Raw genomic sequence first — 24,053 nt, 5'->3', positions numbered from 1 at the left:
CCGCGGTCAGCCGCGGCCGGGGAGCGGCCACCGGTGGGGGCCGTCGGGGGTGTCCAGCCACGCCCACTGACGGTCCCCGTCCACCGTCACGCCGAACCGCGACCGGTGCGGCCGCCGCGCCGCGCGCCACAGCTCGTAGGCGCCGCGCGGGCCCAGCGCCCCGGCGCTCAGCGCGCGCAGGAAGTGGAACCGCTCGTCGCGCAGCGCCTCGCGCGGCAGCGACGCGGTGGCGGCCCACGCCTCCGCGCGCGCCGCGTCAGTACCGTCGGGCTCGTCCCCGTGCTCGCCTTCGGGGGCCGCGCTGCGCAGCCGTACGAAGTACGCCGGGGTGGACAGGAACCGTCCCTCCGCGCGCCCCTCCCCCGTCACCCGCAGCAGCACCAGCCCCGTGGCCAGCGGCGTCAGGATCAGCCCGCCGGTCCTGCACTGCGCCACCCACGCCGCCGGCACGGACGACAGCTGGCAGGTCGCCATGATCCGGTCGAACGGCGCCCGCTCCGGGCAGCCCAGCGCCCCGTCCCCGGTGATCACCAGGGGCCGGTACCCGGCCGCCGCCAGATGCTCCCGCGCCGGCCCGGTGATCTCCTCGTCCAGATCGATGGTGGTGACCCGCTCGTCCCCGAGCCGGTGCGAGAGCAGCGCCGCGTTGTAGCCCGTGCCCGCGCCGATCTCCAGCACCTCGTCGCCGTCCTCCACTCGCAGCGCGTCCAGCATCTCGGCCATCAGCGACGGCTGGCTGCTGGAGGAGACCAGCTCGCCATGGCGCACGTACGTGGCCAGCGCGCTGTCGGTGTACGCCCCGCGCAGCCACTCCGCCCGGCGCTCCGGATCGGGGTGGTCCGCCGCGCGCCGCTCGTACCCGCCGGCCACGCCCACGTAGTACACCGGCACGAACAGATGCCGGGGCACCTCGGCGAACGCCGCCCGCCAGCGCGGATCCGTCAGCCCGCCGTCCAGCGTGATCAGCCGCACCAGCCCGGCCCGGGCCACCGCGGCCTCGACGGCGTACGGATCGCTCCGTGCTCCCGTACCGCTCATACCTCCACTGTGCGCCAGGTCCTACGTCTCCCGTACTCGGCCGGTACGTCTGAGACCATGGAAGCGTGAACGAGATTCCGCGCGGCACGCTTGAGCAGACCTTCTACGAGCAGGTCGGTGGCGAGGAGACCTTCCGGCGTCTGGTGCACCGCTTCTACCAGGGCGTCGCGGAGGACCCGCTGCTGCGGCCCATGTACCCGGAGGAGGACCTCGGCCCGGCCGAGGAGCGCCTTGCCCTGTTCCTCATGCAGTACTGGGGCGGTCCCCGGACGTACAGCGACAGCCGCGGCCACCCCCGGCTGCGGATGCGGCACATGCCCTTCACCGTCGACCGTGCGGCGCACGACGCCTGGCTGCGGCACATGCGGGACGCCGTGGACTCCCTGGAGCTGGCGCCCGAACACGAGACGCAGCTGTGGAACTACCTGACGTATGCGGCCGCTTCGATGGTCAACAGCGAGGGCTGAGTACGACGGGCGCACGCAAAGGCCGGGCCGCCCCGAGGGCAGCCCGGCCTTTGCTCTGTTTGTGCTCGTCAGGCGGGTGTGACCGACAGCCCTTGGAGCCCGCCCGTACGGACCGCGATCGAGCCGAGCGGCGTACGGAGGCGGAGCCAGCCGCCCGCCGCGAGCAGCGTGTACGGCTCGGGGAGCGGGCCGGCGCCCGCGGCCCCGGCCGGGGTGCGGACCGGGCGCAGGAAGCCCAGGGACTGCGCGGCGTGCACGGCGCGCAGCGGGAGGTGCGTGTCGCCGACCGTGCGCGACCAGATCTCCCGGCCGATCCGGTCCCGTTCCGCGCGGGTCCGCTGCTCGGGCGGCAGCGCCCCGTCACGGGCCCGGAACTCGGCGACCGAGACCGCGAGCATGCGGCCCAGCGCCTCGGGCGGGGGCAGCCCCGGCACCCGGCGCCAGCCGCCCTGCGGCGGCAGCACCCCGGCCCACGGCGGGCCGGTGACCTCGGCGGGAACGGTGACCGTACCGGCCGCCCCCGCAACGCCGTCAATGCCGTCGACGCCCTCGGTGCCCTCCATGCCGCCGATGCCGTCGAGCAGTTCGCCCGCCGAGACGGTCACGTCCAGCCGTACCGGCTCGGCGAGCCGCGCCGTACGGATGGCCAGTACCTCGAAGGACGGCGGCCGGCCGAAGACGGCGAGCACGCCGCCGTCCCCGGCACCGCTCTCACCGGCACCGCTCTCACCGGCACCGCCGGCCGGAGCCGCCTGGAGGCGCACCGCCGCCGCACGGTCGTAATGCAGCAGCCGGGACAGGAAGGCGGCGAGATCCGCCGCCTCCCCGTCGTCGGCGAGGCGCAGGACCGTCATGCGGCGACGGCCTCCGACTGCTGCTCGCCCGCGCTGTCGGCGTCGTCCATGTACTCCTGCAGGAACGCCTTCTCCTCGGCCGAGATGCGCCGGGGACGTCCCGCTTCGAGGTCGTAGGGCACCACGACGGTCGAGGCGCGCACGTAGAGCGTGTCCTCGTCCTTGACCTCGTACTTGATCGTCAGGGACGCCGCGGTGATCCGGGTCACCCAGGACTCGATGGTCACCGGCGCGTGCCGGTGGACCAGCGGGCGGACGTAGTCGATCTCGTGGCGGGCCACGACGGACCCGCCGGAGAACGACGGGCTGCCGTCCCCCGGCGCCAGCCGGAACATGAAGTCGATCCGCGCCTCTTCGAGGTAGCGCAGGAAGACCACGTTGTTGACGTGGCCGAACGCATCCATGTCCGCCCAGCGCAGCGGGCAGGAGTAGACGTGTCGCACGCGATCAGCCTCAGCCTCGGGTCAGCTTCTTGTACGTGGCGCGGTGCGGACGGGCGGCGTCCGGACCGAGCCGCTCGATCTTGTTCTTCTCGTACGACTCGAAGTTGCCCTCGAACCAGAACCACTTGGACTCGCCCTCGTACGCCAGGATGTGCGTGGCGACGCGGTCCAGGAACCAGCGGTCGTGGGAGACGACCACGGCACAGCCCGGGAACTCCAGCAGCGCGTTCTCCAGCGAGGACAGGGTCTCGACGTCGAGGTCGTTGGTCGGCTCGTCGAGGAGCAGCAGGTTGCCGCCCTGCTTGAGCGTGAGCGCCAGGTTGAGGCGGTTCCGCTCACCACCGGAGAGCACGCCGGCCGGCTTCTGCTGGTCCGGGCCCTTGAAGCCGAAGGCGCTCACGTACGCGCGCGACGGCATCTCGACCTGGCCCACGTTGATGTAGTCCAGCTCGTCCGACACCACGGCCCACAGGGTCTTCTTGGGGTCGATGTTGGCGCGGTTCTGGTCCACGTACGAGATCTTGACCGTGTCGCCGACCTTGATCGAACCGGAGTCCGCGGACTCCAGGCCCTGGATCATCTTGAACAGCGTCGTCTTACCGGCGCCGTTCGGGCCGATGACACCCACGATGCCGTTACGGGGCAGGCTGAACGACAGGTCGTCGATCAGGACCTTGTCCCCGAACGCCTTGCTGAGGTTCTCGACCTCGACGACGACGTTGCCCAGGCGCGGGCCCGGCGGGATCTGGATCTCCTCGAAGTCCAGCTTCCGGGTCTTCTCGGCCTCGGCCGCCATCTCCTCGTACCGGGTCAGACGCGCCTTGGACTTGGCCTGCCGGCCCTTGGCGTTGGAGCGGACCCAGTCCAGCTCTTCCTTCAGACGCTTCGCGCGCTTGGCGTCCTTCTGCCCCTCGACCTTCAGGCGCGTGGCCTTCTTGTCCAGGTAGGTGGAGTAGTTGCCCTCGTACGGGTGCGCCCGGCCGCGGTCCAGCTCCAGGATCCACTCGGCCACGTTGTCGAGGAAGTACCGGTCGTGGGTGACGGCGACGACGGTGCCGGCGTACTTGGCGAGGTGCTGCTCCAGCCACTGCACGGACTCGGCGTCCAGGTGGTTGGTGGGCTCGTCGAGGAGCAGCAGGTCGGGGGCCTCCAGGAGGAGCTTGCAGAGCGCGACGCGGCGCTTCTCACCACCGGAGAGCTTGGTGACCCCCCAGTCGCCGGGCGGGCAGCCCAGCGCGTCCATGGCCTGCTCCAGCTGCGTGTCCAGGTCCCACGCGTTGGCGTGGTCGAGGTCCTCCTGGAGCTTGCCCATCTCCTCCATCAGCGCGTCGCTGTAGTCGGTCGCCATGAGCTCGGCGACCTCGTTGAAGCGCTTGAGCTTGTCGATGACCTCGCGGGCGCCGTCCTGGACGTTCTCCAGGACCGTCTTGGACTCGTCCAGCGGCGGCTCCTGCAGCAGCATGCCGACGCTGTAACCGGGCGACAGGAACGCGTCGCCGTTCGACGGCTGCTCCAGGCCCGCCATGATCTTCAGCACCGTGGACTTACCGGCACCGTTCGGGCCCACGACACCGATCTTCGCCCCCGGCAGGAAGTTCAGGGTGACGTCGTCGAGGATCACCTTGTCGCCGTGCGCCTTGCGCGCCTTGCGCATGGTGTAAATGAACTCAGCCAAGAGAAACCGTCCGGCAGTCTGGATCTGGAAGTGGGCAGTACTACCCATCTTGCCGTACGCCGGTCCTCCGATGGAAACGGGTAGCTCCGCGGAGCTACATGCAGTGACGCTTCGCACATGGGGGACCTACGGGAGTCCGCACGGGGCGGCCCGCTCCGGGCCGACGGCCTCGGAGCACAAAACGCACTCCGGGACCGTCGACCCACTACTACTCACTGCTTACTGCGTCACACCGTCTTCTTCTTGCGGAGGAAGAAGACCGCCGCGCCGCCGATCACGACCAGCACGACCGCGACGCCCGCGATCACCGGCGTGGCGCTGCTGGAACCGGTCTCGGCCAGGTCACCGGCCGAGTCACCGCCCGTACCACCGGCCGAGGCCGGGCTCGGGTGCGCGGACGGGGCCGGGGACGGGCTGCTGCCACCGTCGCTGCCGGCGGTCTTGCAGTCCAGGACGCCGGAGAACGTCTTCGAGAAGCCGCCCGCGCCCTTCACCGTTATCTCGTACGACTGGTCCTCGCCGACCGGCACGGTCACCGTCTCGGACTTGCCGGGCGCGACCTCGTGGTCCTTGCCGGACAGCTGGAAGCCGAACGCCTCGTCACCCTTATTGCTGACGGTGACGTCGACACCACCCTTGGCACAGTTCTTCTCGGCGGTGACCGCCGGAACCGCGCCCTGCTTCGCCCAGGAGGCGGTGGCCTCCGCGGAGACGGTGGACTCGCTGGAGCCCGCGAGGATCTGCGTCTGGCTCTTGGCGTGCTCGCCGACACCGGTGAAGGCCCGGCCGACCGGCACCTTCGTGGCGGCCTGGACGGTCATCGAGGTGGCACCGTCCTCCGCACCCGCCGGCACGTCGAAGAACAGCTGCAAGCCGTTGGACACCGTGCCGAGCGGCTTGCCGTCCTCGGCGACCACCTTGCCGTTCTTGTCGACGATCGAGACGCCGGCCGGGGCGTCCGACGCCGGGGTGACCGTCGCGCTCTGGGCGTTGGTGTGCACCGTGACCGGGCCTATGCGGCTGCCGGGCTTTCCGGAGACCGCGGGCGGGTCGAGCGACAGGGACGCCGTCGGCTCCGCGAGGTCCTGCGCACTCTTCTCGAGGTAGTCCGCCAGCTTCTCCGCCGCGGGGTCGACCGCGTCGACGTCGGCGTGGTCGGAGAAGCGCCAGATCGCGACCTGCGTACCGGCCGCCGCGGTCTTCGCGGTGAGCGTCCCCGACTCGGCCTTGCCCGCGAGCGCGGCCAGGTCGTTCACCTGCGGGTAGGAGTTCTGCAGGATCCAGCGGATCTTTCCGGCGTCCGCGTTGTTGTGCAGCGACGACTGGCTCCAGGGCACTTCCTGGTACTTGGCCTGGTCCTGCGTCGGGTTGTGGATGTCGATGCAGTACGTCTGGAGCGAGCCGCCCCCGTCGACGGCCATCTCGAAGAGACCGGCGCCGATCTCCTCGTTCCGGCCGTTGTCATGAATGACGGCCTGGTCGTACGTCGTCAGACCGCCGAGCGTGGCGGTCACTCCGCTGTGCCCCGGGGGCGCCTCGTCCGCGGCGGCAGGCCCCGCGGTGGCTATCGCACCCGCCGCGACCAGGCCGGAGGCCAGGACAGCGGCGGCAAGGCGGGCCGCGCCGCGCCTCTTCACAGAAATCATGGAATTCCCCTCTGGGCGGGGCAGGTCATTGGGAAGTGGCCCCGCCGTAAAGAACGCAAGAACTCAACAGCCGCTCGGAACGGTCGCCGAACGGAACGATCAGTCCCCGTGAGTACTCGTGATGATCAGCCCCCGTGAGTACTCGTGGATCCTAGAGAGCAAGCGCAACAGCGTCCCCGCCCGTAACCGTCGGACCAGCGATCCGAATCGCAATCGTTACCGAAGGAAGCCCCGCTGACCTGGGATTATCGACAAATCCCCGGGGGCAATTCAGGACACTGGCACCTTCTCCGGCGAATCACTTGCCGTCATGGAATCATCAATTCCGGTCGCGTGCGCGGCAATCACAGGCATCGAATCGCCACTTTCGGCGCCGGAGCGCTGAGTTCCACCCGCGAAATCGTCAGTTTCCGTGCTGCTCCCGCTAGTTGCGTGGGCTGCGTCGGGAGTGCCGGGTCGTTCGGCTGCGGGCGGGCCGGACTGTGCCGCGCCGAACGGCGGCAGAGCGGACTGCGGCAGCGTCTCCGTGCGGGCTCGCGCCGCGCGGCGAAAGGCGGCCGTGCCGCGGGTCAGGTCGTGCCCGATCGTCACGGCATCGATCTCGGCCGCGAACCAGCGGCCGCCGCCCCGCTCCGGCGGGTGCTCCCCTTCGCGTACCGTCAACCGGCCCCGTACGACCAGTGGTTCGCCCACCGCCACCGAAGCGGCGAGGTTGTCCGCGAGCGTGCGCCACGCCCGCACGGTGTAGAAACTCGTGGCGCCGTCCGTCCAGCGGCCCTGCTCCCTGTCGAAGCGGCGTGGCGTGCAGGCCATCCGGAACCTCGCCGCTGCCGCGCCGTCCTTTGTATAGCGGTGCTCCACCGCCGTCGCCGCGTTCCCCGTCAGCGTCACCATCGTGTCGGTCATCGTCTTCTCCCCCGTTCCCGCTCTTCCTGATCTCCGTCGGCCCGGTCGTGGATCACGCCCCCGACCGTGCCTGGAACTCATGCTGCACGAGTTCGCAAAAGCTCGTCGGGGGCTGTGGACAACCGCCGGGGCAATCGACGGGCAGGAAGGAATGGGGAAAAGTCGGCCACCCTTACGAGTGATCCGCTAGTGATCCGCCAGTGGTCTGTGATCTCGTGACCGGCGATCTCCGCGCGGGGCCCGCTCACACCCCCGCCGCCACCGCATACTGCTCACGCACCTCCCGGTACCGCAGGAGTTCCGCCGCAACCGGCTCCAGCACCCGGGCCCGGCCGCAGCCGGCCGCCGCGGCCCGCAACTCCCGCTCGGCGTCCTGCCCGTACCGCCGCGCGGGACCGCGTGCCGCCACGCCGCACAGCCAGGACAGCGCGGGTCCGCCGACCGTACCGGCCGTGATCAGTACCAGCGCCGGGAGCCAACCCGGCCCCCTCGCCGCCCACTCCACTCCGCACAGCAGGCCCACCATCCACAGCACACCCAGCGCCTGCAGCCCGACCAGCAGCCCCTGGCCCGCCGCCGCCACGGTCCACCACCGCGGTCTCGCCGGCGGCCCGGCCCGCAGCGCCCTCTCGGCCGCGTCCGCCGCCCCGTCCAGCGCCTCCGCCAGCCCCCGCGCCCCCTTGTCCGCCGCCTCGCGCACGGCCTGCGCCCACGGCACGGGCAGTCCCCGCGCCGCCTCACCGGCCACGGCCCGCACCGCCTGCTCGGTCACGGCACGCGACGCCTGCCCGGGGCTCCGGCCCGAGGCGGGCCCCCCGTCCCACTCCCGCGCCCCGTACGTCACGCTCCCGCGCGCCGTCCCCCCACGCCTCGAACTCCGCAGTCGTACCCATGGAGTGGCACAGGCGCGGTCCGCGTGGCGCAGCCAGTCGCGTTCGGCCGCGCGCCCGGCCGCCGTGGCGCCCACGGCCTCGGCGAGCCGTTCCTCGAAGTCCTCCCGCGCCCGTTCGGTCAGCCCGGCGTGCCCCTCCGCCACGTACACGGGTTGCAGGCGTTCCGCCGCGGCATCCACGTCCGCGGCCAGGCGGCGCCCCGCAGCGCCCTGCTCCGCGACGAACTGCCGGAGTGCGTCCCGTAGTTCGTCCACGCCCTCCCCGGTGGCCGCGGACAGCGCGAGTACCGTGGCGCCCGGCTCGTCGTGTTCGCTGAGCGCCAGCCCGTCCTCGTCGAGCAGCCGCCGCAGATCGTCGACCACCTGATCAGCGGCGTCACCGGGCAGCCGGTCCACCTGATTGAGCACGACGAAGGTCACCTCGGCATAGCCCGCCAAGGGGCGCAGATACCGCTCGTGCAGCACCGCGTCCGCGTACTTCTCCGGGTCCACGACCCAGATGACGGCGTCGACCGCCTTCAGCACCCGGTCCACCTGAGCGCGATGCCCTGCCGCCGCCGAGTCGTGGTCCGGCAGGTCGAGCAGGACGAGTCCGCGCAGGTCCCCGTCGTCCGCGGGCCCCGGAGCGGGTACGAAGCGCTGCGCTACCGGGATCTCCAGCCGGTGCAGCAGCCCCTCGGCGCCGACCCGGTCGCCCGGCCAGACGCACGCCACGGGCTGCGAGGTGGTCGGGCGGCGCGCCGCCACTTGCGAGCACGGTGCGCCGGCGAGCGCGTTGAAGAGCGACGACTTGCCGCTGCCGGTCGCTCCGGCGACCGCCACGACCGTGTGCTCGCCCGAGAGCCGGTACCGCTCGTCCGCCGCGTCCAGTACCTGCCCGGCCTCGTCCAGCGTCCGCCCGTCCAGCCGCGTCCGGGACAGCCCGATCAGCTCCCGCAGCGCGTCGATCCGCGGCTGAAGTTCGTCCTCCACGGTGCGCCGCCCCCGTGGTACGCATCCATAGCCGGCCGCGTCCTGGTCCTCACCGCTCACCATGAAGTCCTGAGCCCTCTCTGCAGGTGCCACTCGCACTCCGCCGGTAGCGCCGCCGCCACGGGCGCGTCTCCGTCATCTCGTCATCGCCCCCTCCGGGGCCGGTCCCGATGCCGGCCTCGGCACTGGTCCCGGTACCGGCTCCCTGCGCAGCGCCGACAGGGCGGCGATCAGCCCCGCCTGCTGTTCGGGGGGCACGGTCAGCTCGTCCAGTGGGGCGAGCCTGCGTTCCCGCTCGCCGGCCAGCGCGCGGTCCAGGTAGGTGTCCAGCAGCGCGCCGCCCCGGTCCCGCAGCCGCAGCGCTCCGTGTGCGCCGAGCAGCTCGGCGAGGTTCTCGCCCGCCGTACGGGCCCGGCGGCCGCCCAGCAACATGGTGGCGAGCAGCGCCGCCGCTTCCTCCGGTACGGCGGCCCCCGTCCGTTCCGGCCCGCGCGCTTCCCCCGGTACGCCACGCGCCTCACGTGTCAACGCCCGTACGCCGCCGAACACGCCGCGCACGTCCCCGGACGCCTCCCGCGTCGCCCGGACCTCGCGCACTTCGTCCTCGGCGAGATCCTCCAGGCAGCGCCGCCAGCGCCGCACAAGAATGCCGAGCCGCCCGGCGGCGGTACCGGCCTCTTCGTGCACAGCGCTTCCGGGCTCCCCGGGGGCAGCGATACCGGCCCCTTCGGGGGCGGCGGTACCGGCACTGGTACTGCCCCTGACGCCGGCCCTGGTACTGGCGTCCTCCGCGCCCCCCAATGGGCCGAGCCCGCCCGCCGCCGGGTCCCGCCGCCACGCCTCCGCCGTCCGCTCGTCCGCCTCCTCCACCGCGCAGCACAAGAGGGAGGTGAGCCCGCGGGTGAGAGCGTCCAGCAGTTCGTCGGGGCGGCCCCCGAGTGCGTGGTCGCGCCAGTGGGCGCGCGCGTCCCCCGAGAGGACCTCGCCGGCGGCCACGGCGCTCCGTACCCGTACGGACGCTTTCTCGTACGCGTCGTCGACCCGGTCGGCCAGCCGGACCGCGGCGGCATGCTGGGCGGCGGACGCCCCGGCCAGCGCCGGCAGCCGGCTGCGCAACGAGGCGACCGCTCCGGCCACGGAACGGGCCACGGCCGCCTCGCGCGCCGCGGGTTCCTCGGCGTGCCGCTCCAGCCAGGCGCGGAGCGCGGCGACCGCGGTGGCGGGCAGCAGGCCGCTGCCGCCACCCGCCGATTCCGGCAGCTCGGGGATGGTGAAGCGCGGTACGTGCCCGAGGCCGGCACGGTTGAGCAGCGCCGCGTACCGGCCCGCGATGTCGGGCGCGATCTGGTGCGGCACCCGGTCGAGCACGGTGACGAGCGTGACGTCGTACTCCTTGGCGGTGCGCAACAGGTGCCAGGGGACGGCGTCGGCGTACCGCGAGGCCGTGGTGACCAGCACCCATACGTCCGCCGCGCAGATCAGCTCCGCGGCGAGTTCCCGGTTGCGTGCCACGAGGGAGTCGATGTCCGGAGCGTCCAGGAGGGCGAGCCCCCTGGTGACGCCGCTGTCCGTCTCGATACGCAGCGGCGCCGGCCCGTCGCCCCCCTCACCGCCGTCTCCTTCGTCCTCGTAAACCTCCGCGCCCTCTTCGCCCTCCCCCCCGTAAAAGGCGCTCCTGTACTCGTGGCCCTGGCCACTCCCCTGCTCGGGCATCCACACGCGTACGAGATCGGGGAGGACGCGGGGCCCGGTGAACCAGTGCCGGTCGTCCGGATGGCACACCAGGACGGGCGTACGGGTCGTGGGCCGCAGCACGCCCGCCTCCGTGACGTGCCGCCCCACGAGGGAATTGACCAGCGTGGACTTGCCGGCGCCGGTGGACCCGCCGACGACGGCGAGCAGCGGTGCCTGAGGAGCGCGCAAACGGGGCATCACATAGTCGTCGAGGTGAGCGAGCAACTCGGCACGGTCGCGGCGGGCGCGCGCGACCCCTGGGAGCGGCAGTGGGAAGCGTGCGGCGGCGACGCGGTCACGCAGCACGGAGAGCGCGTCGATGATCCGGGGTCCTACGTCCAAGGTCGCCACATGTGAAGAATGCCCAATTTCGACGGCTTTTTGAAGTGTATAGCCCTATGTGCGCGCCGTACGAACCCGCACAAAATGGGATGTGTGGCGCGTGTGGCGCCCGCGACAGGAGGGGCTCAGGCATAACGAGTGCACAACACCCGTCCCACGAGGCGCCAAAACCGATGCAGAATTCGTACCTGCCTGCGATTATCGGGACCGCTTCACTGAACCTCCACAACGTGCCACGGAGGTGAAGCAACCGGGACGAGGCACGCGGCCCCCTATCCTGGTCCGCGGTCCGTGATCCACGTCCACACCCGGCCCCCGTAGCTCAGTGGATAGAGCAGGTGCCTTCTAAGCACTTGGCCGCAGGTTCGAGTCCTGCCGGGGGCGCTCTTCAAGGTCTTCCCTACGGGAGGGCCTTTTTGCTGGTTAGGGTGCCTGCGAGAACCCGCAGGGAGACGTCGGCCACTCCCTCGGTGGACACAGGAACGGATATGACGTACCCCACCAATGATCACCCTCCAGCACCCGCCCGCACGTCTCCCTTCCGGGCTGATCCGCTACCGGCGTCCCCCGGCGCACCGGACAGCTGGCCGGATCGGGCGTCCCGGTTGCGGGATCAGGGGGACGCCCTCGGGGCGCTGATTCGGGAGGATCTGTCGCGCGGTCGGGCGTTCGCGTTCTTGGCGTGTGCGGGGGTGGTAACGCTCGCCGCCGGCCTGGTCCCCGCGATGGTGATCGATGCCGCCGGATCCGGGACGGGTGACTCCACCGACGTCGCGGTGGCGGTGGTGCCGGCTGTGCTGATGCTCGCCGTTCTCGCCGTGCCGGCGCTCCTCGTTCTGCGGGCGCTGCGCAAGAGGTCCGTTCAGCGCTTCGAGCTGATGCGGCAGTGGGCGGCCGTCGACCGCGGGCACGACGCGGAGTTCCCGCTGCGCTACGGCACACAGGGGTACCCGCACGGCCGCTTCATCTACGGGGCCGTCGTCCTGGTCCTGACCCTCATCCTCGCGGTGGCCCTCCTCGCCAACTTCTCCGATCCGGACGCCCTCGGGCTGCTGCCGCTCCTGGTCGTCGCGGGACTGTTCGCCTGGGCCCCGGTCAAGAAGTACGCGGGGCGCTACAGCTGGTCCGCGCGGGAACGGGCGATCCGTACCCGGGCGCGCACGCGGGAGTTGAACCGCACGTAGCTCGCTGCGGTGTTGGCAGCACCGGCGGCGCGCAGCGCGGCGGCGTACCGGTCAGGGCTGACGAGACCTCGCCGATCAGGCGGATTTCCGCGCCTCGTAGGCTCGTCCGGCAGCAGGTCGACGTAGACGGAGAGGGAGAGGGAGCGCATGGCGGGGGACCAGGGCATACGGGGGCTCGTGGCAGGGGCCGGGCGGGCGGTGCAGGCGGCGGAGAACGCCCTTTCCCGGCGCCGCACGGGCCTCATCTTCTGGTTGCTGTTTCCCAGCGTGTGCGTTGCGGCTTCGGTGGGGCTGATGTGGGCCCAGCCGGTGGTGCCGCTTCCGGGCCTGCTGCGCGGCCCGGCCTTCGTCGCCTCCGCGATGCTGATTCCTCTGGCGCTCCTCGCGGTGCCGGCCGTTCTGCTTCGCCGCGTTACTCACAAGAAGACGCCGAAACTGGCCGTCGGGGCGCTCGCCGTTGCCATCCCTGCAGCAATCGTGCTGGCGATCGTTACCCAAGAGGCCGGGGATGAGCGGGGGCTGGAGAAGCGGGGGCGGTGGACCGAGGCCGTTGTGGTCGAGGTCGACGGGGGCAAGACCGATGAGTGCACGCTCCGTACCCGCGACGGCCGGGAGATCTCGCCCGAGTTGTCGGACGGTTGCGACCCGCGCTCGATCGAGCCGGGCGACAAGCTGCGTGTGCTGTACGACCCCGAGGGCGCAGCCGCTCCGTTGGAGAACGCGGACACGGAAGTGGACCTGGACCCCGGCGCGTACAAGGGGACCATCGGCGGCCTGGCAGCGCTGACCGTCGTGGCAGGCACGTTGGGCTGCGTACGGGTGAGTCGCGGGGACAAGGCCTAGGACGGGGACAGGGCCCGCACCCCCCCCCGCCTTGAGCGCCGCCGACACGCTTATGGGGGCTGACGACAAAGACAGAAAGGCCCTCCGCCTCGGAGGGCCTTTCTGTTGTTCCGGAGGAAGAGGGAGTACGTCCGTGGGTGGCGTCCCGTGAGGACAGCGGCGTGTGCGAGTGACGGACGGCCCGGTGTGGGGGTGAATGGGGGGTCGGGCGGGTGCTTCGACCGGTCGTCGGTCTGGAGCGAGGCACCCCCGGGTACTCGCCGTCTCCGGCCACCGCCCCCGACGGTGACCGGCAGCCACCGGCCGGCCTGGCGGTACCCGAACATCCGCCGGCCGCCCCCGCGGTGACCCACCGACGAAAGGCTCACGACCATGCGTGCGTTGACCGTCCAGCCCCTGCAGCCCGGTTCGTTGGAGGTGCGGGAAGTGGACGGGCCGGTGATCGGGGAGGGGGAGCTGTTGGTGGAGGGGCTTGCTGTGGGGGTGTGCGGTACCGATAAGGAGATCGTGGCCGGGGAATATGGCGCGGCACCGCCGGGGCGGGAGCGGCTTGTGCTCGGGCACGAGTCGCTCGGGTGCGTGCGCGAGGCGCCGTCCGGGAGTGGGTTCCGCCGCGGTGACCTGGTCGTGGGCGTGGTCCGGCGGCCCGATCCGGAGCCGTGCGGGGCGTGTGCGCGCGGCGAGTTCGACATGTGCCGGAACGGCCGTTACACCGAGCGGGGCATCAAGGAGCGGGACGGTTACGCGAGCCAGGCGTGGACGGTGGAGCCCGAGTACGCCGTGCGGCTCGATGCCGGGCTGCGGCAGGTCGGGGTGCTCATGGAGCCGACCACCGTGGTGGCCAAGGCGTGGGAGCAGGTGGAACGGGTCGGGGCCCGGGCATGGTTCGAGCCCCGGCGGGTGCTGGTGACCGGCGCGGGCCCGATCGGGTTGCTGGCCGCGCTCCTGGGAGTACAGCGGGGTCTCGACGTGCACGTACTGGACCGGGTCACCGGCGGCCCGAAGCCCGGGCTGGTGCGCGACCTGGGCGCGACGTACCACAGCGAGGACATCGACCGGGTCACGGAGGCGCTCCGGCCGGACGTCGTCATCGAGGCGACCGGGGCCGGGCGGCTGGTCTTCGACGCGATGGCGGGGACGGCCGCGTACGGGATCGTCTGCCTGACCGGCGTCTCGCCGACCGGGCGGCAGCTCACGATCGACGCGGGCACCGTCAACCGGGACCTGGTGCTGGAGAACGACGCGGTGGTCGGCTCGGTCAACGCGAATCTGCGGCACTACCGGCAGGCCGCGGAGGCGCTGGCCGCCGCCGACCCGGGCTGGCTGGAGCGCCTGATCACCCGTCGGGTGCCGCTCTCCCGCGCGCCGGAGGCGTTCACCGCCCGGGACGACGACATCAAGGTCATCATCACGATGGACGATCACGACGAATGAGCGTGATGGATGAGCGTGATGGATGAGTACGACGGGTGAGCGCGACCAGTGAGCACGACGGGTGAGCACGTTGCATGAGGACTCCGGGCGGCGGCGCCATCCCGTGCGCCGCCATCCCCTGCGCCGGCTGCGGAGACGGTTGCGCGTGCGGCGGTTCCGGCAGCGTGGGGTCGAGCTGGAGCTGCTGCACCGCTCGATGGCGTTCGGGGCGCTCGGGCTGGTCACGCTCGTGCCGCTGCTGATCGTGGTGGCGGCGGCCGTCCCGGTCCAGCAGCGCGGCTTCGCCATGTGGCTGGTCGACGGTATGGCGCTGTCGGGGCGTTCGGCGCACGCCGTGCAGAGCGTCTTCAGCGCGCCGCGCCAGGCGGTCGCCACGACCAGTGCGTTCAGCCTCGTCGCGCTCGCCGTCTTCGGCCTGACCTTCGCCGGCAGCGTGCAGACCGGGTACGAGAAGACCTGGAGCCTGTCGATCGGCCCCTGGCACCGGGCCTGGCGGCAGATCGTCTGGCTGGCCGTCCTGATGGCGTACCTCTATGCCGAGGTGCAGTCCCGGGGCGCCGTGCCGGAACCGCTGCGGATCGGGTTGAACCTCGTGGCCGGCGTGCTCTTCTTCTGGTGGGGGCAGCGGTTCCTGCTCGGCGAGCAGGTCGCGTGGCGGGCGCTGCTGCCGGGCGCCGTCGCGACCATGGCGGGCCTGGTCGGTCTGCGCGCCTTCTCGTACCTGTTCTTCGCGCCGCTCATCGTCACCAACGCGGTCAGTTACGGGGCCGTGGGCACCGTACTGATGGTGGAGAGCTGGCTGGTCGGGGTCGGTTTCGTGGTCTTCGGCGGCGCGTTGCTGGGGAGACATTTCCACGACCACCCGGAGCGCCATGTGATCCACTACGTCCACCACGTCCACCACCGCGCACCGCGGCACACACGGGACGGGGACCCGCCCCCCGACGAGCCCCCGCACCTTCCCTGAGCGCCCGCGCCTGCGTCTCCGCCTGCGCGCGCCCTCGCGTCACTTGCCCGGCGCCGCCTTGATGTCCGTGATCTGGCGGGTCTCCAGAGAGCTGCGGACCGCCAGCCGCGAGGTGCTCGGGCGGCTGCCCGAGTCCCAGGTGAGGGTGACGATCGTGTACGAGCTGCCGGTGCCGGAACCGTCGTACTTCACGGACCACTTGACCGGGACGTTCTGCGCGCGCAGGACGCCGTCGGCGTGGTTCTTGGCCTCCCAGTCGGCGAGGCGCTTGCGCAGGTCGCTGCGGAGGTAGTGGTTCCGCAGCTCGTGGGCGAGCCGGCCGTCCTCGTCGTAGACGGCGTCGATGTACGCGCCGTAGAAGTTCGCGACCCGGTCCACGGTCGATTCGGGGCTGCCGCCGCGTACCGGCTCGACCGCCGTCTGGGCCGCCGGCCGGACGGGCGGCGACGCGGTGGTGGCGCCGAAGGCCGGGATGGCCGCGGAGGCGGTGAGGAGCGCGGCGACGGCCGTACCGATGACGGTGGTGCGGCGGCGCGCGGGACGGGAGCTTCGCATGGTGAGTCCTTCCCCCAGGATGAACGGCGGGCCCTGAGTCCGGGGCCCACTGGATAGGACACTCATATGCCTGGGAAGGGTTGTATTCGACCCGGTGTGTCATCTCCGGTTCCCCGGGACGGCGTCTTCACCGTGCTCGGTTCGGACGAGTTGCGGCAGGGGCCTAGTACGCCTCAGTACGTCTCCGTACGTCTGCGTGAAGCCTCCGTACGCCTTCGTACGTTTCCCTACGCCTCCCCCGCGTCCACCTCCCCCAACGGACCCGGACCGGCAACCGGCCCCGTGGTCCCCCGCGGAATCAGACACGTCGGCAGTACGACATGGCGCGCCGGATCCGTGGCCGGATCGTCGATGAGGGTGTGGGCCAGCGTGCCCGCCGCGCGGCCGACCTCGACGGCGGGCTGGGCGATCGTGGTGAGGTCCAGCCACTCGGCGTGGTCGTGGTCGTCGAAGCCGAGGACGGAGATCCGGCCGGGCACGTCGATGCCGGAAGCCCGGAGGACCCACAGCACCTCCATGGCGATCTCGTCGGTCTCGGCGAAGACCGCGGTGGGCGGGTCGGCCAGGCAGAGCAGCCGCCCGACCGCCTCGGAGGTGTCGCGCCGGCCGCGCGAGGTGGCGACCACCAGGTCCTCGTCGTACGGGAGTTGAGCCTCGGCCAGCGCCTCGCGGTAGCCGAACAGGCGGGTGCGCGAGCTGCAGGTGAAGCCGGTGTCGGGGGACGCGCGGACGAAGGCGATCCGGCGGTGGCCGAGGCCGCGCAGGTAGCGGGTGCCGGCGCGGGCGGCCGCGACGTCCTCGACGTACACGCTCGCCCGGCCCGGCGCGTGCTGGCTGACGTACACGACCGGTACGCCCAGGCCGTCCAGCCGGGCGAACTCCGCTTCCGTCAGGTCGAAGGAGACGACCAGGAGCGCGTCGGCGTTCCGGCGGGCGGGGAGCCGGTCGAAGAAGGCGGCGCGTTCGGCGAGGTCGGCGACGCTGTAGACCATGAGGTCCAGGCCCGCGTCGCGCAGCACTTCACTGAGGCCGCGCAGCACCTGTCCGACGAACCACGAGCCGAGGGTGGGCGCGAGCACGGCGACCGTGCCGGTCTTGCCGGTGACCAGGCTGGACGCCTGGCGGGATATGACGAAGGACAGCTCGCGGGCGGCTGCCTCGACCTTCTCCCTGGCCTCCTCCGAGACCGTGGACAGCCCGCGCAGGGTCCGCGAGACCGTGGAGACCGAGACCCCCGCCCGTTCGGCCACGTCGGCCATGGTGGGGTGGCGCTGCGCTGGAGGCATGGTCCGGAACGTAGCACAGGTGTAGGGGACATGAACCCGGTCGATGACAGCGTTACCACCAGGAGATATCCAGCAATTCGCGCCAACAACACCAATCAACCCCAACCTTCGGGCGAGATACGCGCCGGACAGCGGCCATTTCGATGCTGCGCGGTCCATTGACAGCCTGTGGGGCCACTTCTAGCGTGCAAGCGTTGTCAGGCAGCAGCGATTCCACCCCTCCATCAGGAGCGCATCGTCATGCCGTTGAGCCGCAGATCCCTCCTTCGGAACACCACCGGTGCCGCCGCCGGGCTGGCCGCCGCGACCGGCTGCGGCCGGGCCGTCGCGCGCGGCCCGGATCTCTCGGGGGCCGCCGAGATACCGCGCGGCCCGGTCACCATCCGCTGGTGGGCCGGGCGGGTGGCGGCCCGCGACGGCAGCGACCTGCGACCCGTGCTGGTCACGGCGTTCCGCCGGAAGTACCCCAACGTCTCGGTGCAGTTGATCGCCGCGCCGCCGACCACGGACGTGGCCCGCGCGACCCTCACCACGCAGGTGACGAGCGGCAGCCCATCCCCCGATGTCTACATGGGCGACATCGCCTGGCCCGCCCAGTTCGCGTACAACTCGCTGACGCTGCCGCTCGATCCGCTGCTGCCGAAGGGGTACTGGCAGCGCTATCCCGAGGAGCTGGTGCGGGCGCTGACGTACCAGGGTTCGGTGTACGCCTTCCCGCTCTATCTGGACGAGGCGTTCCTCTACTACCGGAAGGATCTGCTGCACAAACACGGGCTGCGGCCGCCCGGTTCATGGGAGGAGCTGGCGACCACCGCCGCGAAGATCCAGCGGGCGGGCGACGCGGACCTCGGTTTCGTCTGGCAGGGCACGGTGTACGAGGGGCTCACCGCGAACGTCGCGGAGTTGGTCGCCGACGCGGGCGGCAGCATCCTCTCCCCCGACGCGCGCACGGTCACCTTCGACAGCCCGGCGGGCGTGCGGGCCGTGTCCTACCTCCGGGAGCTGATCGCGCGCGGTGTCTCGCCGTCCTCGGTGACGACCTTCGTGGAGCAGGACAGCCTGGACGCCTTCACCAGCGGCCGGTCGGTGTTCCTGCGCAACTGGCTGTACGCCTGGGGCGTCGCGGACAACCCGGCGTCCTCGCGGGTGGCGGGGAGGATCGGGGTGATGCGGCGGCCCGGCTTCGAGGGCGGCACGGGCGGCCGCAGCTGTCTGGGCGGCTGGTGCAACTACCTCAATCCGCACTCCCGGAACCTCGGCGCGGCGCTGGCGTTCGCCCGCTTCCTCGCCGAGGAGGAGGGCCAGTCGATCCTGGCCCGCGAGGCCGCCGTACTGCCGCCGCTGCTGTCCCAGCTGCGCGGCAAGGCCGTGGCCCGGTCGTCCAATCCGGCGTTCGCGCTGGCCCGTGAGGTGCGGCTGGTCGCCCGGCCGACCCGGACCCCGGAGTACCCGATGGTCAGCAAAGCAGTGTTCACGCGGGTCAATGAGGTGCTCAGCGGCGGTACGAGCGTGCCGCGCGCGCTGGCCCGCGCCCGCGGCGATCTGCGCGCGGCGCTGCGAGGGGAGGCGCTGTGACGGTCTCTTCGACGGCCGCCCCGGACACCCGGCCCGCGCCCCGCTCCCCCGCCCCTCGGAAACCCCGTCCGCCGGCCGGCATCGCGCGCCGCCGGGCTCGTACCGGCTGGCTCTACACCGCCCCGGCGCTCACCGTGATCGCGCTGGTGACGCTCTTCCCGGTGGTCTACTCGGTCGTGCTGAGCTTCTCCGACGTGCGCTTCACCTTCGGTGGCGTGCGTATCGAGGAGTGGACGCTCGGCAACTACACGACGATGCTGGCGAGTCCGGTGTGGCTGGAGGCGCTGGCCTTCACGGTCGGGTACACGCTGGTGACGGTGGCCGTGGAGATCGCCCTCGGCATCGCGGCCGCGGTGCTGCTGGACCGGCTGGAGGCCGGGCGGGGCTGGATCCTCGCGCTGCTGCTGATCCCCTGGTCGCTGATCACGGTGGTCTCGGCGCAGCTGTGGGACTTCCTGTACGACGCCACGTTCGGCGCGGTGACCTGGCTGTTCGGGCTGGTACTGGCCGAGCCGCCGGTGATCCTCGGGACGCCCGTACCGGCGATCACCGGCATGGCGGTGGCGGACATCTGGAAGACCACGCCGTTCGTCGCGGTGATCATCCTGGCGGGGCTGGTCCGCATCCCGCGGGAGCGGTACGAGGCGGCCGAGATGGACGGCGCCGGTGCCTGGGCCACCTTCTGGAACGTCGTGCTGCCCGCCCTGCGCCCCGTGGTGTCGGTGGCGGTCCTCTTCCGGGTGCTCCAGGCGTTCGGGATCTTCGACCTGCCGTTCGTGCTCACGCAGGGCGGCCCCGGCACGGCCACCCAGTCGCTCGCCGTGCTCGGCTACAAGACGCTGTTCCAGAACCTCGACATCGGGATGGGGGCGGCGATCGCCACCAGTACGGGCGTGCTGGTCATCGTGGGCTGTCTGCTGTTCCTGCGGATGTTCCGCAGCCAGGTCGACGAAGGGGGCGCGGCATGAGGCGCGGCCGCCGGCGTACGGGAGTGCGCCGCTATGTGAACGTGGTGAACCTGGGCGCGCTGGTCCTGGTGGCGGTGACCGCGCTGCCGCTGCTGTGGATGGCGGTCACGTCCTTCAAGACGGCGCGGGAGAACGGCACGCTGCCGCCGACGCCCGTACCCCTCGCTCCCACCCTCGCCAACTACCGGCAGGCGCTGGGCTTCGCGGGCTTCGACCGCTATCTGCTCAACAGCGCGGTGGTCGCCGTCAGCGCCACCGCGATCGTCCTGGGGCTCGGGCTGTTCGCCGGGTACGCGCTGGCCCGCACGCCGATGCGCGGCCGCGGCCCGGTGATGACGGGCCTGCTGATGATCTCCGTCTTCCCGACGATCGCCGTGGTCACCCCGCTGTACCTGGTCGAACGCGAGCTGGGCCTGCTCAACAGCTACTGGGGCCTGATCATCCCGTACACCGCCTTCCACCTGCCGTTCGCGATCTGGATCCTGCGGAATTCGCTGCTGTCCATCCCGTACGAGCTGGAGGAGGCGGCGACGGTGGACGGCGCGGGGCCGACCCGGGCGCTGCTGTCGGTGATCCTGCCGCAGGCCCGGCCCGCGCTGTTCACGGCCGGGGTGTTCACCTTCACCGCGACCTGGACGGAGTTCCTGATGGCGCTCACGTTCAACAGCGAGGACGCCTACCGGACCGTGCCGGTGGGCATCGCACTCTTCAGCAGCCAGTACGAGATCCCGTACGGAACGATCTTCGCCGGAGCGATGGCCGCGACCGTGCCGATCGCCCTCCTCGTCCTCGTCTTCCGGCGCGCCGTGCTGTCCGGCCTGACCGACGGCGCGGTCAAGGGATGACCGACTCAACTCCTGATGTGTCCGATCCGCTTCCCGAAGGAGCATCCGTGACCGTCCCCGCCTTCCCCGATCTGTCCTCGCAGGACCCCGACTGGTGGCGGCAGGCCGTCATCTACCAGGTCTATCCGCGCAGCTTCGCCGACAGCGACGGCGACGGCATCGGCGATCTGCCCGGCATCACGAGCCGGCTGGCCCATCTGGCCTCGCTCGGCGTGGACGCGCTGTGGCTGAGCCCCTTCTACCCCTCGGAGCTGGTCGACGGCGGGTACGACGTGGCCGACTTCCGGGACGTCGACCCGCGGCTGGGCACGCTCGCCGACTTCGACGCGATGGTCGCCGAGGCGCACCGGCTGGGCCTGAAGATCCTGGTGGACCTGGTACCCAACCACACCTCCGACCAGCACGTCTGGTTCCAGGAGGCGCTGGCGTCGCCGCCCGGCTCGGCCGCCCGCGCACGGTACGTCTTCCGGGACGGGCGCGGCGAGAACGGCGAACTGCCGCCCTCGGACTGGGTCTCCCGGTTCGGCGGCAGCGCCTGGAAGCGGGTGCCGGACGGCCAGTGGTATCTGCACCTCTTCGCGCCCGAGCAGCCGGACCTCGACTGGACCAACGAAGAGGTGCGCGAGGACTTCCGGCGCACGCTGCGCTTCTGGTCCGACCGCGGGACGGACGGCTTCCGCATCGACGTGGCGCACGGGCTGGCCAAGGACCTCGCCGAGCCGCTGCGGGACATGGGCGAGAACCAGTTCAGGGGCGACCACGACCTGCTGCCGGACGGCACCCATCCGCACTGGGACCGGGACGAGGTGCACGAGATCTACCGGGACTGGCGGATCGTGCTGGACTCCTACACGCCGCCGCGGATGGCGGTCGCCGAGGCGTGGGTGAAGAACTCCCGGCGGGTGCTGTACACCCGGCCCGACGAGCTGGGGCAGGCGTTCAACTTCGAGTACCTGCAGGCCGATTGGTCGGCCGCCGCGCTGCGCAAGGTGATCACCGAGTCGCTGGCCACCGCGGCCGCCGCCGGCGCCTCGGCGACCTGGGTGCTCTCCAACCACGATGTGATCCGGCACGCCTCCCGGCTCGCGCTGCCGCCGGGCACCGACACCGACGCCTGGCTGCTGTCCGGCGGCACCCGGCCGGCCGAGGACCGGGCGCTGGGGCTGCGCCGGGCGCGCGCCGCGACGCTGCTGATGCTGGCGCTGCCCGGCTCCTCCTACCTCTACCAGGGCGAGGAGCTGGGCCTGCCGGAGGTCGCCGACCTGCCGACGGAGGCGCTGCAGGACCCGGTGTGGGAGCAGACCGGGCACACCCGCAAGGGGCGGGACGGCTGCCGGGTGCCGCTGCCGTGGACCGCGGACGGCCCCTCGTACGGCTTCGGCCCCGGCGGCGCCTGGCTGCCGCAGCCGCCCTCCTTCGGGGACCTGTCGGTCGCGGCCCAGGACGGCGCGAAGGACTCGACGCTGGAGCTGTACCGGTCGGCGCTGCACCTCCGCCGGGAGCTGCAGGGCGACGAGTCGCTGGAGTGGCTGTCGGCGCCGGACGAGGCGGCGGAGGGCGGTGCGGCGGGGGTCGTGCACTTCGGGCGGTCGACGGGCTGGACGTGTCTGACGAACGTGTCGGACCGGCCCGTGCCGCTGCCTGTGGGCGAACTGCTGCTGAGCAGCGGCCCGTTGACCGACGGGCTGCTGCCGCCGGACACCACTGCCTGGCTGCGGCAGACGGACTGAGAGCCTGATCGGTGACGGGCCGGGGCGGCGCATCGAAGCTGCCCCGGCCCGCCGCGCTCCGTCGGGGCGCAGCACCAAACTGGGCGGCAGCAGCGGGCTGTTAGCCTGACGCAGTGGATCACGCCTGGTACGCCTTCGACGCAGGATCCTGTCATCCGGATGTGCACGACAGCGGTCGTACCGGCCTGCGAGATGCGGCGTGGGCGAAGAAGGCCACGGCGCCATACGTGATGCCGCTCCCTCATCCTGCCCCCCTCAGTACGCCGGAGAGACCGTGACCATCCCGATTCCCGAACACGTCCGCGCCCGGTTCGAGTTGAAGGCGCATGTGGGCCGGCCCCTGAGCGACGAGGATCCGGGCGGACTGCTCCGGCTGTACGGACCGGAGGCCGCGGAGCCGGCCGCGCTGTTCGCCCGGCTCCGCGCCACGTACGGCCAGGTGGCGCCGGTGCTGCTGCCGGGGGACCTGCCGGTCTGGCTGGTGCTGGGCTACCAGGCCAACCTCGATGTCGCCCGCACGCCGTACCCGTACAGCCGTGACTCACGGCTGTGGAACCTCGACGACCAGGTGCCCGACGCCTGGCCGCTGGGCCCCACGGTCGACTGGGAGCCGACGTGCGTGTTCACCGACGGTACGGCGCACGCACGGACGCGGGCAGCCGTCACCGACAGCCTGGAGGACCTCGACCGGCACGGGATACGCCGTTACGTGGTCCGGTACACCAAGATGCTCGTCAACGAGTTCATCCAGGCCGGCGAGGCCGACCTGGTCCGCCAGTACGCCGAGCGGCTGCCGATGCTCGTGATGACCCGGCTGCTGGGCATGGACGAGGCGGACGGCCCGCGGCTGGCGGACGCCGCCCGTGACCTGATGACCGGCAGCGACACGGCCGCCGCCAGCAACGAGGTCATCAAGACCGCCCTGGTCGCGCTGCAGCGGACCAAGCAGCAGCGGCCGGGCAACGACCTGGCCAGCTGGCTGGGCACGCACGAGTCCGGGCTCTCCCAGGAGGAGGTCCACGGGCACCTGCGGCTGCTGATGATCGCCGCGTACGAGACCACGGCGAATCTCATCGCGAACACCCTGCACATGAATCTGACCGACCGGCGCTTCCGGGCGAATCTGTCGGGTGGTCACATGACGCTGACCGACGCGCTGGACGGCATGCTCTGGGACGAGCCGCCCCTCTCCGTGCTCCCCGGCCGCTGGACGACGGCCGACACCACGCTCGACGGCTGGCGGATCGAGGCCGGCGACATGCTGCTGCTCAGTCCCGGCGCCGCGAACATCGACCCGGAGATCCGGCCCGATCTGACCGTCCCCGTGCACGGCAACCGCTCGCACCTCGCCTTCAGCGCAGGACCGCACCGCTGCCCCGGTGAGGACATCGGCCGGGCCATCGCCGACACCGGCATCGACACCCTGCTGACGCTGCTGCCCGACATGCGGCTCGCCGTGCCCGAGGACGAGGTGGAGTGGCAGTACGTGCTGCTCTCCAAGCGCCTGTCGGCGCTGCCCGTACGGTTCCAGCCGCGTCCGAAGGTGGCGCTCAGCTCCGGTACGCTCTCCGGTCACAGCCGGCGCGCGGCAGGCGGCTGCCCGGTCACGGGTGCCGCTTCGGCCACTGCGTAGACCTCATGAGGCCCGCGGCGCGCGGCCGTCCGCCGCCGCCCGGGCCATTCCGTTTGTCCCGGAA

The 24,053-nt window shown here is 71.8% G+C and carries 20 protein-coding genes and 1 tRNA gene; 11 read left to right on the top strand and 10 right to left on the bottom strand.

The annotated features are described in order from the left end of the window. Positions 1-6: 6 nt before the first annotated feature. Entirely contained in the window at positions 7-1,038 is a 1,032-nt protein-coding gene (locus AB0I82_RS33065) for a methyltransferase domain-containing protein (RefSeq protein ID WP_363261149.1), read from the bottom strand. Between the two features lie 65 nt (positions 1,039-1,103). On the opposite strand from AB0I82_RS33065, the gene AB0I82_RS33060 reads away from it, so the two are divergent. Continuing rightward, positions 1,104-1,505, top strand: a complete 402-nt coding sequence (locus tag AB0I82_RS33060) for a globin (RefSeq protein WP_363261148.1) — start codon at positions 1,104-1,106, stop codon at positions 1,503-1,505. Positions 1,506-1,573: 68 nt separating this feature from the next. Here AB0I82_RS33060 and AB0I82_RS33055 read toward each other — a convergent pair whose 3' ends face one another. From AB0I82_RS33055 to AB0I82_RS33025, 7 genes are all read right to left on the bottom strand, one after another. Next, entirely contained in the window at positions 1,574-2,359 is a 786-nt protein-coding gene (locus AB0I82_RS33055; RefSeq protein ID WP_363261147.1) for a hypothetical protein, read from the bottom strand. Further along, complete coding sequence (locus tag AB0I82_RS33050) at positions 2,356-2,802, bottom strand: thioesterase family protein (RefSeq protein WP_363261146.1); 447 nt, start codon at positions 2,800-2,802, stop codon at positions 2,356-2,358. Before AB0I82_RS33050 ends, AB0I82_RS33055 begins: the two co-directional genes overlap by 4 nt. A 10-nt stretch (positions 2,803-2,812) precedes the next feature. Next, a complete protein-coding gene (gene ettA, locus AB0I82_RS33045; protein ID WP_363261145.1) occupies positions 2,813-4,477 on the bottom strand; it encodes an energy-dependent translational throttle protein EttA in 1,665 nt (554 codons plus the stop codon). A gap of 227 nt (positions 4,478-4,704) precedes the next feature. Further along, a complete protein-coding gene (locus tag AB0I82_RS33040) occupies positions 4,705-6,123 on the bottom strand; it encodes an LAETG motif-containing sortase-dependent surface protein (protein WP_363261143.1) in 1,419 nt (472 codons plus the stop codon). A 270-nt stretch (positions 6,124-6,393) separates the two neighbouring features. Next, positions 6,394-7,029 (bottom strand): single-stranded DNA-binding protein, encoded by a 636-nt coding sequence (locus AB0I82_RS33035; protein ID WP_363261142.1) that lies wholly within the window; start codon positions 7,027-7,029, stop codon positions 6,394-6,396. Between the two features lie 244 nt (positions 7,030-7,273). Continuing rightward, complete coding sequence (locus tag AB0I82_RS33030; RefSeq protein WP_363261141.1) at positions 7,274-8,986, bottom strand: GTPase; 1,713 nt, start codon at positions 8,984-8,986, stop codon at positions 7,274-7,276. A gap of 42 nt (positions 8,987-9,028) precedes the next feature. Next, the gene (locus tag AB0I82_RS33025) at positions 9,029-10,969 is read right to left on the bottom strand and encodes a dynamin family protein (protein ID WP_363261140.1); all 1,941 of its coding nucleotides are present in this window, start codon (positions 10,967-10,969) and stop codon (positions 9,029-9,031) included. 311 nt (positions 10,970-11,280) lie between these two features. On the opposite strand from AB0I82_RS33025, the gene AB0I82_RS33020 reads away from it, so the two are divergent. The 5 genes from AB0I82_RS33020 (at position 11,281) to AB0I82_RS33000 (ending at position 15,397) form a co-directional block, all read left to right on the top strand. Further along, positions 11,281-11,353: transfer RNA gene (locus AB0I82_RS33020), tRNA-Arg, on the top strand. Positions 11,354-11,694: 341 nt separating this feature from the next. Further along, entirely contained in the window at positions 11,695-12,153 is a 459-nt protein-coding gene (locus tag AB0I82_RS33015; protein ID WP_363261138.1) for a hypothetical protein, read from the top strand. Positions 12,154-12,300: 147 nt separating this feature from the next. Then, entirely contained in the window at positions 12,301-12,996 is a 696-nt protein-coding gene (locus AB0I82_RS33010) for a hypothetical protein (RefSeq protein ID WP_363261137.1), read from the top strand. Positions 12,997-13,368: 372 nt separating this feature from the next. Next, positions 13,369-14,430 carry a glucose 1-dehydrogenase gene (locus AB0I82_RS33005; protein ID WP_363261136.1) on the top strand — a complete coding sequence of 354 codons (1,062 nt, stop codon included), beginning with the start codon at positions 13,369-13,371 and terminating at the stop codon, positions 14,428-14,430. Positions 14,431-14,626: 196 nt separating this feature from the next. Beyond that, positions 14,627-15,397, top strand: a complete 771-nt coding sequence (locus AB0I82_RS33000; RefSeq protein WP_363261170.1) for a ribonuclease BN — start codon at positions 14,627-14,629, stop codon at positions 15,395-15,397. A 39-nt stretch (positions 15,398-15,436) separates the two neighbouring features. Here the strand turns inward: AB0I82_RS33000 and AB0I82_RS32995 are convergent, their stop codons facing one another. Both AB0I82_RS32995 and AB0I82_RS32990 read right to left on the bottom strand, forming a co-directional pair. Further along, complete coding sequence (locus tag AB0I82_RS32995; RefSeq protein ID WP_363261135.1) at positions 15,437-15,952, bottom strand: hypothetical protein; 516 nt, start codon at positions 15,950-15,952, stop codon at positions 15,437-15,439. Between the two features lie 227 nt (positions 15,953-16,179). Further along, positions 16,180-17,238, bottom strand: a complete 1,059-nt coding sequence (locus AB0I82_RS32990; RefSeq protein ID WP_363261134.1) for a LacI family DNA-binding transcriptional regulator — start codon at positions 17,236-17,238, stop codon at positions 16,180-16,182. A gap of 246 nt (positions 17,239-17,484) precedes the next feature. Here AB0I82_RS32990 and AB0I82_RS32985 point away from each other — a divergent pair, with 246 nt between their 5' ends. From AB0I82_RS32985 to AB0I82_RS32965, 5 genes are all read left to right on the top strand, one after another. Then, positions 17,485-18,813, top strand: a complete 1,329-nt coding sequence (locus AB0I82_RS32985; protein ID WP_363261133.1) for an extracellular solute-binding protein — start codon at positions 17,485-17,487, stop codon at positions 18,811-18,813. Beyond that, positions 18,810-19,781: a sugar ABC transporter permease gene (locus AB0I82_RS32980; protein ID WP_363261132.1), complete on the top strand. Its 972-nt coding sequence runs from the start codon at positions 18,810-18,812 to the stop codon at positions 19,779-19,781. The genes AB0I82_RS32985 and AB0I82_RS32980 overlap by 4 nt, the downstream gene beginning before the upstream one ends. Further along, positions 19,778-20,626, top strand: coding sequence for a carbohydrate ABC transporter permease (locus AB0I82_RS32975; RefSeq protein WP_363261131.1), 849 nt, complete (start codon positions 19,778-19,780; stop codon positions 20,624-20,626). The genes AB0I82_RS32980 and AB0I82_RS32975 overlap by 4 nt, the downstream gene beginning before the upstream one ends. Continuing rightward, positions 20,623-22,356 carry an alpha-amylase family glycosyl hydrolase gene (locus AB0I82_RS32970; protein ID WP_363261130.1) on the top strand — a complete coding sequence of 578 codons (1,734 nt, stop codon included), beginning with the start codon at positions 20,623-20,625 and terminating at the stop codon, positions 22,354-22,356. The genes AB0I82_RS32975 and AB0I82_RS32970 overlap by 4 nt, the downstream gene beginning before the upstream one ends. A gap of 274 nt (positions 22,357-22,630) precedes the next feature. Then, on the top strand, positions 22,631-23,989 hold the full coding sequence (locus AB0I82_RS32965) for a cytochrome P450 (protein ID WP_363261129.1): 1,359 nt from the start codon (positions 22,631-22,633) through the stop codon (positions 23,987-23,989). The last annotated feature ends 64 nt before the right edge of the window (positions 23,990-24,053 follow it).

Source organism: Streptomyces sp. NPDC050315 (assembly GCF_040655775.1).
GTDB lineage: Bacteria > Actinomycetota > Actinomycetes > Streptomycetales > Streptomycetaceae > Streptomyces.
Note: the sequence above shows the minus strand (reverse complement) of the source record. Positions and strands in the feature narration are given on the sequence as shown.

Bases quoted from the DNA above. Each gene is read 5' to 3' on its own strand.
- AB0I82_RS33000 (WP_363261170.1), top strand. From the start codon at position 14,627: ATGGCGTTCGGGGCGCTCGGGCTGGTCACGCTCGTGCCGCTGCTGATC.
- AB0I82_RS32970 (WP_363261130.1), top strand. From the start codon at position 20,623: ATGACCGACTCAACTCCTGATGTGTCCGATCCGCTTCCCGAAGGAGCA.
- AB0I82_RS32975 (WP_363261131.1), top strand. From the start codon at position 19,778: ATGAGGCGCGGCCGCCGGCGTACGGGAGTGCGCCGCTATGTGAACGTG.
- AB0I82_RS33015 (WP_363261138.1), top strand. From the start codon at position 11,695: ATGGTGATCGATGCCGCCGGATCCGGGACGGGTGACTCCACCGACGTC.
- AB0I82_RS33005 (WP_363261136.1), top strand. From the start codon at position 13,369: ATGCGTGCGTTGACCGTCCAGCCCCTGCAGCCCGGTTCGTTGGAGGTG.
- AB0I82_RS33065 (WP_363261149.1), bottom strand. From the start codon at position 1,038: ATGAGCGGTACGGGAGCACGGAGCGATCCGTACGCCGTCGAGGCCGCG.
- AB0I82_RS33035 (WP_363261142.1), bottom strand. From the start codon at position 7,029: ATGACCGACACGATGGTGACGCTGACGGGGAACGCGGCGACGGCGGTG.
- AB0I82_RS33055 (WP_363261147.1), bottom strand. From the start codon at position 2,359: ATGACGGTCCTGCGCCTCGCCGACGACGGGGAGGCGGCGGATCTCGCC.
- AB0I82_RS32995 (WP_363261135.1), bottom strand. From the start codon at position 15,952: ATGCGAAGCTCCCGTCCCGCGCGCCGCCGCACCACCGTCATCGGTACG.
- AB0I82_RS32990 (WP_363261134.1), bottom strand. From the start codon at position 17,238: ATGCCTCCAGCGCAGCGCCACCCCACCATGGCCGACGTGGCCGAACGG.
- AB0I82_RS33010 (WP_363261137.1), top strand. From the start codon at position 12,301: ATGGCGGGGGACCAGGGCATACGGGGGCTCGTGGCAGGGGCCGGGCGG.
- AB0I82_RS33040 (WP_363261143.1), bottom strand. From the start codon at position 6,123: ATGATTTCTGTGAAGAGGCGCGGCGCGGCCCGCCTTGCCGCCGCTGTC.